Source organism: Tenacibaculum discolor (assembly GCF_003664185.1).
GTDB lineage: Bacteria > Bacteroidota > Bacteroidia > Flavobacteriales > Flavobacteriaceae > Polaribacter > Polaribacter discolor.
The window spans coordinates 60,117-77,268 of the sequence record NZ_RCCS01000006.1; the positions used below are offsets into that span (position 1 = coordinate 60,117).

Annotated in this window: 12 protein-coding genes; 5 read left to right on the forward strand and 7 right to left on the reverse strand. The window is 31.9% G+C overall.

All coding sequences use genetic code 11. The features are described from left to right. Positions 1-33: 33 nt before the first annotated feature. The 3 genes from C8N27_RS06455 to C8N27_RS06465 all read left to right on the forward strand — a co-directional run bounded on the left by C8N27_RS06455 (position 34) and on the right by C8N27_RS06465 (position 5,855). Positions 34-2,532, forward strand: a complete 2,499-nt coding sequence (locus tag C8N27_RS06455; RefSeq protein WP_121146712.1) for a PIG-L family deacetylase — start codon at positions 34-36, stop codon at positions 2,530-2,532. 171 nt (positions 2,533-2,703) lie between these two features. Continuing rightward, positions 2,704-5,181: a leucine-rich repeat domain-containing protein gene (locus tag C8N27_RS06460; protein WP_121146713.1), complete on the forward strand. Its 2,478-nt coding sequence runs from the start codon at positions 2,704-2,706 to the stop codon at positions 5,179-5,181. Beyond that, on the forward strand, positions 5,178-5,855 hold the full coding sequence (locus C8N27_RS06465; protein WP_121146714.1) for a fibronectin type III domain-containing protein: 678 nt from the start codon (positions 5,178-5,180) through the stop codon (positions 5,853-5,855). The genes C8N27_RS06460 and C8N27_RS06465 overlap by 4 nt, the downstream gene beginning before the upstream one ends. Positions 5,856-5,910: 55 nt before the next feature. Here C8N27_RS06465 and C8N27_RS06470 read toward each other — a convergent pair whose 3' ends face one another. The 6 genes from C8N27_RS06470 to C8N27_RS06495 form a co-directional block, all read right to left on the reverse strand. Continuing rightward, the gene (locus tag C8N27_RS06470; RefSeq protein WP_121146715.1) at positions 5,911-7,521 is read right to left on the reverse strand and encodes a class I SAM-dependent methyltransferase; all 1,611 of its coding nucleotides are present in this window, start codon (positions 7,519-7,521) and stop codon (positions 5,911-5,913) included. Between the two features lie 74 nt (positions 7,522-7,595). Further along, on the reverse strand, positions 7,596-8,216 hold the full coding sequence (locus C8N27_RS06475; protein WP_121146716.1) for a hypothetical protein: 621 nt from the start codon (positions 8,214-8,216) through the stop codon (positions 7,596-7,598). 18 nt (positions 8,217-8,234) lie between these two features. After that, entirely contained in the window at positions 8,235-8,783 is a 549-nt protein-coding gene (locus tag C8N27_RS06480) for an NUDIX hydrolase (RefSeq protein ID WP_099214544.1), read from the reverse strand. A gap of 57 nt (positions 8,784-8,840) precedes the next feature. Then, entirely contained in the window at positions 8,841-9,929 is a 1,089-nt protein-coding gene (locus tag C8N27_RS06485; RefSeq protein WP_121146717.1) for a M42 family metallopeptidase, read from the reverse strand. Positions 9,930-9,975: 46 nt separating this feature from the next. Then, complete coding sequence (locus tag C8N27_RS06490) at positions 9,976-10,791, reverse strand: lysophospholipid acyltransferase family protein (protein ID WP_121146718.1); 816 nt, start codon at positions 10,789-10,791, stop codon at positions 9,976-9,978. Positions 10,792-10,851: 60 nt separating this feature from the next. Further along, positions 10,852-11,478 (reverse strand): NUDIX hydrolase, encoded by a 627-nt coding sequence (locus C8N27_RS06495; RefSeq protein ID WP_121146719.1) that lies wholly within the window; start codon positions 11,476-11,478, stop codon positions 10,852-10,854. Positions 11,479-11,581: 103 nt separating this feature from the next. Here C8N27_RS06495 and C8N27_RS06500 point away from each other — a divergent pair, with 103 nt between their 5' ends. Continuing rightward, positions 11,582-11,875: a hypothetical protein gene (locus tag C8N27_RS06500; RefSeq protein WP_047789548.1), complete on the forward strand. Its 294-nt coding sequence runs from the start codon at positions 11,582-11,584 to the stop codon at positions 11,873-11,875. Positions 11,876-11,946: 71 nt separating this feature from the next. Here C8N27_RS06500 and C8N27_RS06505 read toward each other — a convergent pair whose 3' ends face one another. Further along, the gene (locus C8N27_RS06505; RefSeq protein WP_121146720.1) at positions 11,947-14,517 is read right to left on the reverse strand and encodes an endonuclease; all 2,571 of its coding nucleotides are present in this window, start codon (positions 14,515-14,517) and stop codon (positions 11,947-11,949) included. A gap of 172 nt (positions 14,518-14,689) precedes the next feature. On the opposite strand from C8N27_RS06505, the gene pheT reads away from it, so the two are divergent. After that, the gene (gene pheT, locus C8N27_RS06510) at positions 14,690-17,116 is read left to right on the forward strand and encodes a phenylalanine--tRNA ligase subunit beta (RefSeq protein ID WP_121146721.1); all 2,427 of its coding nucleotides are present in this window, start codon (positions 14,690-14,692) and stop codon (positions 17,114-17,116) included. Positions 17,117-17,152: the final 36 nt, after the last annotated feature.

Consider the following 17,152-nt stretch of genomic DNA (forward strand, 5'->3'; position numbering starts at 1 on the left):
AGCTACATTTGTGTATTACTCAAACTATTAAAAATGCACAAAAAAGTACTTTTATTGCTGTCTTTTTTATTGATTTCACTAACAATAAATGCACAAAAACCACAAAAACTTACTTCAAACCAAATTTATGAGAAAGTTCAAAAACTAAACTTTCTTGGCTCAGCCTTATACATTGCTGCACATCCTGATGATGAAAATACACGTTTAATTGCTTATTTATCGAATCATGAAAAAGCAAGGACAGGATATTTGTCGTTAACTAGAGGAGATGGAGGACAAAATTTAATAGGCCCTGAAATGAGAGAACTATTAGGAGTTATTCGTACACAGGAATTATTAGCAGCAAGAGGTGTAGATGGAGGAGAACAACGTTTTTCTAGAGCTAATGATTTTGGATATTCAAAACACCCTGATGAAACGTTAAAAATTTGGGATAAGAATAAAGTATTAGCCGATGTAGTTTGGGCAATACGAACTTTCAAGCCTGATGTAATCATCAATCGTTTTAATCATAGAACTCCAGGAACTACACATGGGCATCATACATCTTCGGCAATGTTAAGTGTAGAAGCTTTTGATTTGGCTAATGATAAAACAAAATACCCAGAGCAATTACAATATACCCATACATGGAAACCAAATAGGTTATTTTTTAATACCTCTTGGTGGTTTTATGGTAGTCAAGAAAAATTTGCAAAAGCAGACAAAAGTAAAATGTTAAGTTTTGATATTGGAACGTATTATCCTTTAAAAGGGTTGTCAAACAATGAATTAGCATCTATTGCAAGTAGTCAGCATTTATGCCAAGGCTTTGGTAGATTAACTACTAGAGGAACTCAAACAGAATATGTAGAGTTCTTAAAAGGAGATTTTCCTAAAGACAAAAAAGATATTTTTTCAGGAATCAATACCACATGGAATAGAGTAGAAGGTGGAGGAGAAATAGGAGATATTTTATATGATGTTGAGCAAAATTTTGATTTTGTAAATCCGTCGAAACATCTTCCAGCGCTATTAAAAGCATATCAAAAAGTTCAAAAATTAAAAAGTGAACACTGGAAGAAAGTTAAAACTAAAGAACTAAAAGAAATTATTGAAGCTTGTGCCGGTTTGTATTTAGAAGCTTCCGCAGAAAGTTCTAGTGCAACACCAAATAGTTCAGTGAATGTTGATTTTGAAGTGTTAAATAGGAGTGGAGTTTCAATGGAGTTATCTTCCATAAAAATACTTCCAGAGAATAAAAAAATAGTAAAAGACTTAGATTTAGCGAATAACGAAAAGAAAACGTTTACAGAAAGTATTTTGATACCTGAAGTTTCGTATTCATCGCCATATTGGTTAGAAAAACCTTGGGGCTTAGGAATGTATACGGTAGAAAGTCAACAATTAAGAGGAAAACCTGAAACTCCTAGACCAATTCAAGTACAATTCAATTTAATGATAGAAAATGAGTCTATTTCTTTTGTAAAACCAATAGTGCATCGTTATTCAAAAAGAGATAAAGGAGAAATTTATGAGCCTTTTGAAGTATTACCTAAAGTAACAACAAAGCTATTGAATAAAGTATTAGTTTTTTCTTCAGAAAAATCTCAAAAAGTAACTGTAGAGGTACGTACAGGTGCAAAAAACATAAATGGAAAAGTTGCTCTAAAAGCACCAAATGGATGGACAGTTACTCCAAACGAAGCAAAATTTTCCATAGCTCAAAAAGGAGATATTCAATTGATTGACTTTATGGTTACTCCAACAAAGAAAGAATCAGAAGGAGTATTAAAAGCTATAGCAAAAGTTGAAGGAAAAAATTATGATAAAGAATTGATAGAAATCAATTACAATCATATCCCTAAGCAGTCAGTATTATTACCATCACAAGCTAAAGTTGTGCGTATGAATATAAAAAAGAACGGTACAAGAATAGGGTATATACAAGGTTCTGGAGATGCAATTCCAGAAAGCTTACAACAAATTGGTTACGAAGTAACAGAATTGAATGTAAATGAAATTAATGGTAATTTAGAGCAATTTGATGCAGTTGTTGTTGGTATTAGGGCATATAATACTATAAAAGAGTTACAGTTTAAGCAAAAATACTTGCTAGAGTATGTGAAAAATGGAGGAAATGTAATTGTACAATACAATACAAATAGAAGAGTAGATGTACAAGCTCCGTACAATTTACAGTTATCTCGTGATAGAGTTACTGATGAAAATGCAAACGTAACATTCTTAGCTAAAGAACATTCTATTTTAAATTACCCAAACAAAATCACTGAAGCTGATTTTGATGGTTGGGTACAAGAACGCGGATTGTACTTTCCGAACAAATGGAGTAAAGAATACACGCCTATTTTATCAATGCATGATAAAGGAGAGTCAGCTAAAGATGGAAGTTTACTCGTAGCGAAATATGGAAAAGGAAACTATATCTACACAGGCTTAAGTTTTTTTAGAGAGTTACCAGCAGGTGTTCCTGGAGCTTATAAATTATTTGCTAATTTATTATCTGTAAAAGAGAATACTGTGGAGAAATAGAAAAGTGAAAAGAGTCATATAAATTAAAGAAAAGCGAGGTATAAACCTCGTTTTTTTATTTAAAAAGATCAATAAAAATAGATTTCTAAGTAAGTAAAACTAAATAAAAAGTAATCTTTTGTGATTGAGGTAACTTTAATTACTTTTGACGCTGAATATTAAAAAAATTATATGAAAAGACTACTACTTTTTACGCTAGTCCTTTTTGGTGTATATGTAAATGCTCAAGAAATTTCTCAAAGTGATAAGGATGCTTTAATAGCTCTTTATAATGCTACAGATGGAGCGAATTGGACAAAAAAATGGGATTTGAATGACTCTCCACAAAATTGGTATGGAGTAACTATAGATGATTTAGGGAATGTTGTAGAAATAGATCTATATAGAAATAATTTAAATGGAATAATCCCTGTCGAAATAGGAAAATTAACTAACTTAAAAAAACTTTTTTTAAATGGTGTAAAAGGAACCATTCCTGTTGAAATCACGAATCTAGTCAACTTGGAAAGCCTTTTATTATTAGGTTGGTCTATGAGAACTATTTCTGAAGGAATGGAAGGATTAACAGGAACTATTCCTGTAGAAATAGGTAGCCTAACTAAGTTAAAATATTTGAACTTATCATGGAATCAATTGACAGGGGCAATACCTTCTCAAATAGGGAGTTTGAATAATTTAACTATTTTAAATTTAAGACAGAATCAATTAACAGGCACTATTCCTTCAGTAATAGGGAATCTAACTAAATTAAACGACTTAGATTTAAGTCAAAATCAATTAACAGGTACTATTTCTCCAGTAATAGGAAACTTAACTAGTTTAAAATACTTAACTCTATCCGGTAATCAGTTTACAGGGGAGATTCCTATTGAAATATTTAGCCTTAGTGACTTAGAGAAGTTGGTTTTAGGTGATAATCAGTTAACAGGAGTGATACCTTCTCAAATAGGTGATTTGACTAAGTTAAAAGAACTGTTTTTATCAAGGAACAAGTTTACAGGAGGCATTCCTATTGAAATAGGGAAATTAGTAAATCTAGAAACTTTATACTTAGTAAAAAGCCAATTGACAGGAACTTTGCCTTCTGAGATAGGGAGTTTAACTAAGTTGAAAAGGATAAATCTAGATTATAATCAACTGTCAGGAGAAATTCCTGTTGAAATAGGAAGCCTAACTAATTTAAGTACCTTATCCTTAGAAAGTAATCAATTGTCAGGAGAAATTCCTTCAGAAGTAGGAAGGTTAATTAATCTAGAATCTTTTAGAATTGGGAATAACCGTTTTGTTTTTGAAGATTTAGAGAAAGAGCATTGGTTATTAAAAAGTAAATTAGCATATTACACTTATTCTCCACAAACTGTTGTAGGTCTTGCAGAAGAACATACCTTAATTGAAAATGAATCTATAATCTTAACCGTAAATGAGACTTCTAGTGTTAATAATACTTACCAATGGAGAAAAGATGGAGTTAATATACCTGGTGCCACTAGTAGACAATATATAATGAATAATGTAGCTTTAGCAGATAAAGGAAGTTATGACTGTGTTATAAATAATACTATTATTACTGATTTAACATTGTATAAAAATGTAATAATATTAAATGTAGGGCCTAAGGATTCAGATAACGACGGAGTAAATAATGACAAAGATTTATGCCCTAATACACCAGCGGGAGAATCGGTAAATGCAGACGGATGTTCAGAAAGTCAGCTAGATGATGATAAGGATGGAGTAAATAATGATAAAGACTTATGTTCAAATACACCAACAGGAGAATCGGTAAATGCAGACGGATGTTCGGAAAGTCAATTAGATAATGATAGTGATGGCATATTCAATAATGTCGATAAATGCCCTAATACAAATGAAGGTAGTGTTGTTGATGCTAATGGGTGTGCTCAATACCAATTAATTGATATAGTACCTAGTGATATTCAGGTCATGGTAAGCAGTACAACTTGTCCTGATAAAAGTAATGGTGTTGTATACGTTTCATTTAATAAAGATTATACCTATAAAGTAATTTTGGTAGGGCAAGGTGTAATAAATAAAACTTTTGAAAATGTAAACTATACTTCTGGATTAGAAATTACAGAGTTACCTGTAGGAAGTTATGAAATATGTGTTACCGCGTCAGAGTTACCTAGTTTTAGCCAATGTTATAATGTAATGGTTAGCACTCCAGCAGCCTTAAAAGTTTCGCAAACTAGTTTAAAAGGTACTTCACTTACGTATCAAGTTTCAGGAAGTGAAAATTATAAAGTAACCGTAAATAACAAAGAGTATTTGTATACTTTTAAAGATGCTGGTAAACAAGAAATAATAGTTAATCTAGATAATGGAAACAACTCTGTAGAAATAACAACAAATAAACCATGTCAAGGTATTTATAACAAGAGCGTTACAATTAAAGGTATTACATTGTATCCTATTCCAGTTACAAATTACCTAAACATTTCTGGTGTTACAGATAATTCGGCTATAGTAATCGTAAGAAGCCTTGAGGGAGCTACTGTATTATCAACTAAACTTGATGTTTATAACGGAGTAGCTAAATTGCCAATGAATACTATTGCTACAGGAATGTATCTTGTAACAGTTACTACTTCAACACAAACTGTTAATACTAAAATATTCAAAAAATGAGAAAACTAATATTTATACTATTTATACAATTAATTTTAACTTCTTGTGGAGGAGGAGGAAGTGAAGATCCAGTACCATCAGAACCAGAATTAGGAGCTTTTGAGTTAGTTTTTCCTGTAAATAATACGCTTTGTACAGAAGGAACTGAAGTATCTGATACCGAAGTTTCTATTCCTTTAAAATGGAGTAATTCTACAAATGCTATATCTTATGAAGTGGTACTTACTAACACTGAAAGTGGAAATAGAATTGAAAAGATGACTAACACTAATTCTATGAGTGTTATTTTGCCAAAAGCAACAAAATTTTCTTGGAATGTAACTGCTATTTTACAAAATAAAGGAAAACAGAGTAATAGTGCTTGGAATTTTTATACAGAAGGAGTTTCTGTTTCTAATCATGCTCCATTTCCTGCGAGTATAACATTAGAAGATAATAAAGATGGTACGATTAATATCAGTTGGGAAGCATCTGATCTTGACAATGACATTTTAAAATACAAAGTATATTTAGGGGAGTCAAAAGATTCAGTTGAATTGATAAAAGAAACAGAAAGTACTTTTATTGAAAAACAAAGTGTTGATTATAACACGACTTATTTTTTAATGGTTGTGGTCTTAGACAAAAATGGAAACTCATCGTCTATTTATAAGGAATTCCAGTTTAACATTTAGATAAATTGAACTTATCTTTTAAAAAAGCTAGAGTAGTTTAACTACTCTAGCTTTTTTACTTAAAAAGATTAATAGAAACTGTTGCCAATTCCGAGTTTGGAAATTTTCTAAACGTATTTTTATCGTAAGTCAACCCAATAGCTTCCATAGCGTTCATATACTCATCAAGTTCAATGATGTATTGGTCAGAATATCCGTGTGTAGCATCATAAGCAGTTGCAGCTGTTTTTCCTAAGTTTTTAGCAACCGATTCTGGTTTTGAGGTATGTAATTCAATTAATAACAATCCAAATTTACTGATATAGGGCTTCCATTTGTTGAAATGTTGTTTTAATGATTCTATCACAAGGTTATTGTTCAAACGTTTTCCTTTGTAAGCATAAGCTCCAGTTGAATTGGTAATAGTTAAATCATCATTAGGTGAGGGCTCTTGCCAAATTCTGTTGTGATCTAAGAAGGTGCGGACATTCAATAAATCAGAAAGGTTAATACCATATCTATCTTGTAAATCTTCTGATAGTGCTTTTGGATTACCAATATCTCCCCAAATCACTTTCGCCCAAATATCTGCTTGTACTAAGTTTTTACGAGTAATTTTTAAAGCAGCTTCGTTATAATCTACACCAATAAGTAAGAGCGGGTAGTCTTCTAACATGGTACCTCTCAAAGTTTGATGTTCAATTACGTTAAATAAATGCTTTAAAAAAGCACCGTTACCACAGCCAACATCTAAAATTCCTTTGGGTTGTTCATTAATAGGTTTGTTAAATAGGTTGATGATGATTTCATCAATGACTTTAAAATAGGTAGAATGCGCGCCTCCGCTTCCCCAAACATTCATTTCTCTATCTACATGAATTTCGTCATTACCTATGTCAGAAGTTCTAAAAATATCAGGGTTTCCAAATATAAGTTTGTCTAATTTTCTAAGAGTTGGGATGTAGGATACTGTAACTCCGTAAGCACTTGCTCTTCGTGCAAAAAATAAACCTTTATCAGTAAATTCATACGAGTCATTTGTTTTGGAAAACCAACCTAAATTGGTTAATAAATCAAGTAGTCGACTAAAATTATCAGCGTCTTTATGAAATTCATCGGCACTAAACTTAGTTTGCATAAAGTATTTATGAAACATACCACTCATTCCTAATAAAACTATTGTTGGACCAATGATAATTCCTTCAATGTGTGTAAGAATTTGCGCTATAATTTCTTTTTCTTCGGAAGTTGATATAAGCTCTATTCCAAAGTTATTAGTGAAATTTTTATAGAGATTTTCCAGTTTTTCAAAAGGCTCTATTTCAAACTTTCTGGCACTGTAATTTTCAGAATATTTTAATAAAGAAAAGGCTTCTTTATATATATGAAAATAAGAAAAAGCAATAGCAGAAGCTTTATTTACTTCAAACTGAACTTTATTTTGAGTATTGTCTACATGTTGAGTTAGCCAACCTTGTGAGCAGAGTGTTCTTAAGGCGACATTTAAGTAACCATCATTGGCTTTGAAATGATTGGTGATTTCAGTTAAACTAACTGATTTTTTATCTAACAAATATTCTGTAATTCCTTTTTCATGTAAAGTGTAGGCTGCAGGACAAGTTACAATTCCATCTAAGTGACGAAACAACCTACTTCTTAATGCAGATTTTTCTTGTTTTGTTAACATATAGAGAGATTATTTGTCTTAAATATAGCTATTTAAGTTTAAACGTACTCTATCTAATTTTAAGTTTTTGAAGACTATTGATAGGTGAATGTAAAAGATATAATATTTATAGTATCTGAACTTGTAGACTCTTTCTTTTGTTCAAGGCAATTTCCTTTGTAGTCTTTAGAGAGACATTCAAATTTGATTGTATTTACAAGATTGTTGTCTTTATCAGTAACTAAAATTTTTGAAAGTTGACCATTTGTGTATTGGTATTGATGTGTGTAAAACGTAGAGAAATTATCTACTATCTTATCAATTAATCCTTTTTGAGTATAATGAGCAATGACTTCATTTTGTTTATACTGTTTTTGGGTATAGCAACTAATACGTTCTCGTTGTTTTGGTTTCCAGCGTGTTTTACAATAAAAAGGAAGCTTGTTAGGATAAGAGCGTTTTTCAAACCAAAGACGTGTTTCGGTTTGTTCAATAACATTGCCTAGGTTATCAGTGGTTATTGATGATTTTACACGTCCGTTTTTAGTAAAATGTAGTTTTTTAGTTTGAATTAACTTTTTTTGATTGTTTTCTATTACATATATCTCTTCTATCATGCTCTTAATATCACTTGAGAAACCATGTTTTTTTAAATATTGTTTAGAAGCACATGATTGAAGTATGTAGACAAATAAAAAGAATAGTAACTTTTTCATTTTAAATGAAATTAGATACTATAATATACTAAGTTTTTTTACAATTTGGTTATGTACAAACGAATAATAGTCTTGATATTGAGGAAGTAGTACGTTTTTGTAGTCTTTGGTATGTAGAATTGTTTCTAAAGGAAATAATTTAAGCTCGGCAACTTCTTCTTCTTGAAGGGTTAAATCTTCAACAGAAACTGTTAATTCAGCAATAAATACATGATGAAACTCATTATCGATAATTCCATTCGGATGATTTACCATGTGTTTTCGTGTACCTATTTTATGTAAGTTTTCAGAAAGAATATCAAAACCTATTTCTTCTTTAATTTCTCTGATAGCAGCAATTTTAATGTCTTCTCCAGCGGCTATATGTCCTGCTACAGAAATATCCCATAAACCAGGAAACACTTTTTTGGTTAATGCTCTTTTTTGAAGTAGTATTTGTTGATCTGGAGTATATAACCAAATATGAATAGTAGGGTGGAAGTAGCCATTTTTGTGAGCTTCGGATTTTAAGCAGGTTTTACCTGTGTAGTTTCCGTTTTCGTCAACAATATCTATTAATTCATCCATAAAAGGTCGGTAAAAAAAACGTCATTACAGGGAAGTAATGACGTTTAATTATTTCTATTATTTGAAATAAGAGAAATTTTCTCCGTCTTCAATTTTTAATAAACTTTCGTAAATCATTTTAATTACGTTTTCAACATCTTCACGGTGTACCATTTCAACGGTAGTGTGCATGTAACGTAATGGTAAAGAGATTAAAGCAGAAGCAACACCGCCATTGCTATATGCAAATGCATCAGTATCAGTTCCTGTAGCTCTTGATAGGGCAGAGCGTTGGAAAGGAATTTTATTAGCTTCGGCAGTATCAATAATTAAATCTCTTAATTTTTGTTGCACAGCAGGAGCATACGCTACTACAGGACCTTTACCTAACTCTAAATGACCTTCTTTCTTCTTGTCGATCATAGGTGTAGTAGTGTCATGTGTTACATCGGTAACAATAGCAACATTAGGCTTAATTGTTTCAGTAATCATTTGTGCACCACGTAAACCAATTTCCTCTTGCACAGAGTTTGTAATATACAGTCCGAAAGGTAATTTTTTCTTGTTTTCGTGTAGTAAACGAGCTACTTCAGCAATCATAAACCCTCCCATACGGTTGTCTAGAGCACGACAAACAAACTTATTTCCATTCAAAATATGGAATTCATCTGGATATGTAATAACACAACCAACATGTACACCTAATTTTTCAACCTCTTCTTTAGTAGAGCATCCCAGATCAATAAAAATATTATCAGGTTTAGGAGCTTCTTCTTTAGCTTTATTACGTGTATGAATTGCTGGCCATCCGAAAACACCTTTTACAATTCCGTTTTTAGTGTGAATATTCACAATTTTACTAGGAGCAATTTGGTGGTCGCTACCTCCGTTACGGATTACATAAATTAATCCGTCATCAGAAATATAATTTACATACCAAGAAATTTCATCAGCATGTCCTTCAATAACTACTTTATATTTAGCACCAGGGTTTATAACTCCTACAGCAGAACCATAAGTATCTGTAATGAACTCATCAACATAAGGTTTTAAATAGTCCATCCATATTTTTTGCCCTTCCCACTCGTATCCAGTAGGAGCAGCATTATTTAAATATTTTTCTAAGAAGTCTATCGACTTTTTATTTAAAATAGATTTATCAGCCATAACTTAAACGTTAATTTTAATGTTATTAATCTTTCTTTTCTTTTTCTTAAGGTTTATCAGCTCCCCAAAAACGTCTTTTTTCAATGAACTCTTCTTGTTCTTGAAGTTGTTTAGGTGTTAACACCTTTAAAAAAGATGGATGTTGCTCTATAGCATATTCAATTTTCTCAACAATGCTAGCTACATCCTCATTTTCGTAATCAATTTCTAAAGGCTCTTTAATAACCATAGATTGTAGTACGTTACGTTTTTTTATCATCAATCCTTTTTTGTCAAAAGAACGTCTAAACCCGTCAATTACTATAGGAACTACAATAGGCTTATAGGTTTTAATAATATGAGCTGTACCACGACGAATAGGCTTAAAAGGGGTAGTTGTACCTTGTGGGAAGGTGATTACCCAACCATCATCTAATGCCTTACCTATATTAGAAATGTCAGACATTTTTACTTGTCTGTTTACATCTTTACCTGCACTTCTCCAAGTTCTTTCAACAGAAACAGAACCTACATAAGCAAAAATTTTAGGAAGTAAACCAGAACGCATGGTTTCACCTGCAGCAACATAATAAATATTTAGTTTAGGTTTCCATAAATATCCTACATTTCTAATATTGTCGTCTCTACCTTTTAAAGCAGCGTTAAATACATGAAACATGGCTGCTACATCGGCAAAGTAAGTTTGATGGTTAGAAATAAATAGTACTCTTTGGTCGGGGAGACTTCTTAAAACATCCATTCCCTCTATTTGTAGGTCATTAAACTTACGGTAACGTCCGTGAGAAATAACTCCGAGAACTTGTATTAAAAATCTTTTAATGAACAATATATGTCCAAAAGGATTCCTTTTAAATAAAGGCATTTTTATAATCAGGTTTTATTAGTGTAAATGCTAAATTACAAAAGAAAACCATAAAAAAAACTATTTAAATAAATCTTTAATTTCTGAAAGCATCATGGCAGTTGCACCCCATACAATGTAATCGTTTAATTTAAAGCATGGTACCTCAATATTTTTCATGTATGAGGTTTCCATTTCTACTGAAGTTAAGTTTGAATCGTCTAATAAATCAGCTAATAAAACTTCAATAATTTCTGCAACTTCTTCATTTGGAGTAAAATGAGGTGTTTTTTCTGAAATACCTATAAATGGAGCTACTAAAAAGTTACTAGGAGGAATATAGGCGTCTGAAGTTTGTCGTATTATTTCAATAGATTTATAGTGTACACCAACTTCTTCAAAAGTTTCACGTAAAGCAGTTGTTTTTAGGTTATTATCCTCTTTATCGAACTTACCTCCAGGAAAACTTATTTGTGATGAATGTGCTCCATTATAACTGGCTCTTTCAGTAAGTAAAAAACGTGTTTGGTTATTATTGTCAGGATAAAATAACGCTAAAACAGCTGCTTTTCTAGGATTTTTACTTTGTATTAATTCTTCTGAAAAACGTGTTCTTAACTTTGGAGCTAATTTAAATTGAGATGTTAAACCACCCAGTTGCTTTTGCTGCAATCTTTCTATTTGATTGATGAAATCAGAAAAAGTCATTCGTTTTTAGTATTTTAGGACAAACTTATCAATTTACAAGATAAAAGTTATAAATTTTGGCTTGAATTTTGATTTGTTAAGTGTGGAATTAATTTAATACTAAATGAATAAAGAAAAAAAGTACCAAAAACTAGCATTAAGTTTATTGTTTGACGCTATTGGGTATGTATCTTATTTAATACCTGGGCTTGGAGAGTTGTCTGATATTGTTTGGGCACCAGCATCTGCGTATATAATGACAAAAATGTATAAAGGAAATAAAGGTAAAGTAGCAGGAGCTATTGCTTTTATTGAAGAAGCAATGCCGGGGTTAGATGTTGTACCAACATTTACTCTTATGTGGTTATATACTTATGTGTTTTCTTCAAAAGAATCAAAAACTACAATTGAAGTTTAGTCTTTTAAATCGTATAAAAAAATAAAGAGCTTCCAATTTTGGAAGCTCTTTTTGTATTCTATAGCTATAAACTATTTTTTGATAATCTTTTTAGTAAACGATTTTTGACCGTCGTTTACTTCAAGAATATAAATTCCGTTATTTAAGCTTGAAATGTTAAGATTGTTATGAGTAACTTTTCCTGTTAAAACTTGTTGACCTGTTAAGGTTGTAACTTTAAAAGTAGCATTTCTGTCATCTGCTAATTTAATTTTTACGAAGTCTACACTAGGGTTTGGTAAAACACTAGCATCAAAGATAGAAGCTTCATTTCCTAACTTTCCATCAATAGTAATATTACTATCTCCTAATCCTTTTGCACTAGCACCTATGTTTACCGTATAATCTTCAACTTCACCATAAGAAAAAGTTTCACAAGGTGAAGGAGCTGCATTCCATTTCATTGATACACGCATTCTTGTAGCACCTGCTAAAGCAGAGGTAGGTACAGAAAAATTATATGATAAATTACCAGAGCTAGATGAAGAGCCACTAACAACTTCTTCAGAAGACTCAAAAGTTCCGTTTTGGTTAAAATCAATCCAAACTTTCCAATATTCAGTGTAAGAAGAGCTAGAAAAACCTGCGCTTACTACTATAGTATTGCTTCCGTAAGGTAAATTACTAGTTAAAGAAGTAAAGTCTGCATATCCATTATTAGCACTAGTAGTATTTGAAATACCTCCGATAGCAACATTGTCAATCCATTCATAATTTACGTTATTTCCTTTAGTGCTACAGTAAGAAACTGTGTTTGCTAAAGTTGTTACATTTACCGTATTACTAGCTGAAGAAATATTATTAGCAGCATCTTTGGCTTTTACAGAAAAGTTATAATTTGTAGATGCTGTTAAGCCACTTACGGAATAGTTTGTGGTAGTTGCTGTTGCTATTTTAGTGCTTCCTTGATACACTTCATATCCTGTAACACCAGTATCATCTGTTGATGCTGTCCAACTTAAATTAACAGAAGTTTGTGTTATGCTAGAAGCAGCAACGTTAGTAGGAGTTGATGGAGCAGTAGTATCTGGAGTAGTAGACCCGCCATTAATGTTGTGGTTTCCCAAGCCGCTAAATGTATCTTTAGCTAAGATATCCCACTCAGAAGTTGTATAAGAACTGTTAGGAGATGTAACAGAAGATTTTCTTTGCATTGTTTTGTCTTGCGCAAATGTAGAAGAGCTATTAGGATCTCCAATTAAATCGATAAGGGTACTTCCTTTAAATAAACCAACAGCGTCGTTTCCATTAAAAGAAATTACACCTGTGTCTGTTCTGTCAGCTTTGTTAAGTATTGTGCTAGAGGCACTGCTATTAGCAATTACATAAACATTTCCATTTGTTAATTGACCACTTAAAGTTAAAGTATTAGTCCATCCGCCACCATTAGCGGCTTTTTTTAATGAATATCCAGATAAGTTTACAGTAGCTCCAGTAAAATTAGCAATTTCAATAGCTTTATTATTTGAAGAACCTTCTACATATTCAGAAATTAATAAATCTGTTGCTGTTCCACTTCCTCCACCAGAACTAGCGTTAGTTGTTACAGAAACTGAATTACTAGAAGTAGATTCATTACCTGCTGCATCTTTGGCTTTTACAGAAAAAGTATAATTAGTAGCTGCTGTTAAACTTGTAACAGTATAGGAAGTTGAAGAGGTTGTGGTTATTTTAGTAGCTCCATTATATACATCATATCCTGAAACACCAATATTATCTGTAGAAGCAGACCAAGTTAAATCAACTGTAGTTTCAGTAATGTTAGAAGCAGATAAGTTAGTAGGAGCAGTAGGAGCTTGGGTGTCAGAACCACTACCACCTCCAAATAAATCTTCAGCTTGAGGGCCTCCCCAAATTTCAGTAGCAAAAGCAGGATTGTCAATAAATGGATTACGATTTCCTTGAATTCCTTCTAAAATAGGATTACGTTGTTTTTCAAAGTCAGATACAGGATCATCTACATTCCATTGAATAAACAAAGCAAGCATGTTAGAGTCTGAAGCCATAGTAGCTCCAGTACCAACACCAGTAGGTAAACATTGGTTACCGTAACGTAAATACATATACATCATCATACGGGCAACATCACCTTTCCATTCATCACCAGGGTACCAACCACCAGAAACATCACCAGCATTACCAGAGCCATCTGCAAATTTTTTGCTGCTTCTTTGAGAGTTGAAAGAAATATCAGCAGCTCTTAAATGATGCGCATCTGCACCAGGACCAGAAGTTCCTAAATTAGGATTTCCTAATGATTTAGCATATACGTGTTCTCTGTTCCATTGTGTGCCAGCTGTACCACCGTTAGCATCCTTGTCTCTAGTTCTGTCAGTAACATAATTACCATCAGTGTCACTATATCCGTAAATTAATAAAACTTTACTAGGATCGTTAGGATCTAAATCGGTTTGTTTTAAAGCGTTCCACACACCAGGAGTATATGATAAGTTAGTGGTATGTGTATTGATAATTTTAGTTGCCAATTCATTTTTTAGAGCAGAACCTGATAAATTCAAGTTTACGTCGTTATAATATGAAGGGACTTGAGAAAAAATTGATAGAGAAGCTATCAATAAAAAGAAGAGTAGTTTATGTTTCATAATATTTTCTTGAAATGTTAAAATTTTGTTAACTCGTTACAAATCAATAAAAAATATAATTTTCCAATGTTACCAAAAGGTTAATAATCAATTGTATATCTTTTGTAGAGAACTAGTTTATAGTTTTTCCTTTATTTTGCGTAAATTTGCACGCTAAAATTAGAGATTGATTATGAAGATATCATACAATTGGTTACAACAATTTTTACAGACAGACTGGGAGGCAGATAAAACAGGTGAGTTATTAACTGATTTAGGTCTTGAAGTTGAAGGAATAGAAACTGTAGAGAGTATTAAAGGAAGCCTTAAAGGAGTTGTCGTAGGTGAAGTTAAAACTTGTGAAAAGCATTCAAATGCAGATAAGTTAAAAGTTACCACTGTAGATTTAGGAGATGGTAACCCTGTGCAAATTGTATGTGGCGCACCAAATGTTGCAGCGGGTCAAAAAGTACCTGTAGCTACTGTTGGTACTATGTTGTATGATGAAAAAGGAGAAGGCTTTAAAATCAAAAAAGGAAAGATTAGAGGAGAAGAGAGTCACGGAATGATTTGTGCTGAAGATGAATTAGGTTTAGGACAAAGTCATGACGGAATTATGATTTTAGATGAAAGCTTAGTTCCAGGTACTCCTTGTTCAGAAGTTTTTAATATAGAAAAGGACCACGTTTTTGAAATTGGTTTAACACCAAACCGTGCAGATGCAATGAGCCATTACGGTGTTGCACGTGATTTAAGAGCTGGATTAATTCAGCAAGGAACTAATATTGAATTAATATCTCCATCAGTATCAGACTTCCATGTTGATGAGCGTACTCACAAAATCGATATCGAAATTGAAGATAAAGATTTAGCTCCTCGTTATTGTGGTATTACAATAACTGATGTAGAAGTAAAAGAATCACCAGAGTGGATTCAAAATAGGTTAAAAGCAATAGGGTTAACACCTAAAAATAATATCGTAGATATTACAAATTATGTGTTACACGAATTAGGACAGCCATTACATGCTTTTGATGCTTCTAAAATTAGAGGTGGTAAAGTAGTCGTAAAAACTTTAGAGGAAGGAACGAAATTTACTACTCTAGATGATGTAGAAAGAGAGTTGTTTTCTGAAGATATTATGATTTGTGATGCAGATGATAATCCATTATGTATAGGAGGTGTGTTTGGAGGAGCAAAATCAGGAGTAACAGAACATACAACTTCTATTTTCTTAGAAAGTGCTTATTTTAATCCAGTATCGGTTAGAAAAACAGCAAAACGTCACGGATTAAACACGGATGCTTCTTTCCGTTTCGAAAGAGGAATTGATATAAATACTACAAAGTATGCTTTAAAGCGTGCTGCTTTATTAATTGAAGAATATGCAGGAGGAAAAATGTCTTCTGATATTTTAGATTTTTACCCAGTAAAGGTGGAAGATTTTGAGGTATTCTTATCGTTTGATAATGCATACAAATTAATAGGTCAAGAAATTCCGAAAGAAACAATTAAAAAGATTTTAGCTTCACTAGATATTAAAATAAATAGTGTTACTGAGGCAGGTTTAGGGTTAGTGGTACCTTCTTATAGAGTAGATGTACAACGTGAGTCGGATATTATAGAAGAGATTTTACGTGTTTATGGGTATAATAACATAGAGTTTTCTCATAAACTAAACACATCAATTTCTTTTGATAGTGATAAAAACGTTAAGATTGAAAACATTGTAGCTGACCAATTAACGTCGATAGGTTTTAATGAAACTATGGCTAATTCGTTAACGAAAGCTGATTATATTGAGTTATCTGATAGCTTAAACGCTGACTTTAATGTTGAAATGCTTAATCCGTTGAGTAACGATTTAAAAGTAATGCGTCAATCGTTACTATTTAGTGGTTTAGAGTCAGTTGCTTATAATATCAATAGAAAGAATAATTCATTAAAGTTTTATGAGTTCGGAAAAACGTATCATAAATACGAAAGTGGATACCAAGAAGATAAGCATTTAACATTGTTTGTTACAGGAAATAGAACACAAGATAGCTGGAAAGTTGCTTCACAAGCATCAGACTTCTTCTATGTTAAAGGAGTTGTAACAGCTTTATTAAGTCGTTTAGGAATTGATAAATTAAAGACTACTCCAACAAAATCAGATGTGTTTTCTGAAGGAATTACGTTAAGCTTAGGGAAAACTAAATTAGTAGAGTTAGGAGTTGTTAAAAGAACAATTTTAAAAGAATTTTCAATTAAACAAGAAGTATTATTTGCTGATTTTAACTGGCAAAACATTTTAGGTTTAGTTGGTAAGAAAAAAATAAAAGTAGCTGATTTACCTAAATTTCCAGCTGTAAAGCGTGATTTAGCCTTGTTATTGGATAATAAAGTTGAATTCAAAGAGATTTATAACTTAGCATTTCAATCAGAAAGAAAGCTTTTAAAAGAAGTGGATTTGTTTGATGTATACGAAGGAGATAAATTACCAGAAGGTAAAAAATCGTATGCTGTAAGTTTTGTTTTACAAGATGAAAACAAAACATTGGCAGATAAACAAATAGATAAAATAATGCAGAAACTACAGCAAACATTCGAAAAGAGTTTAGATGCTGTATTACGATAATTCAGAAGCTCCATTTATGGAGCTTTTTTTATATTT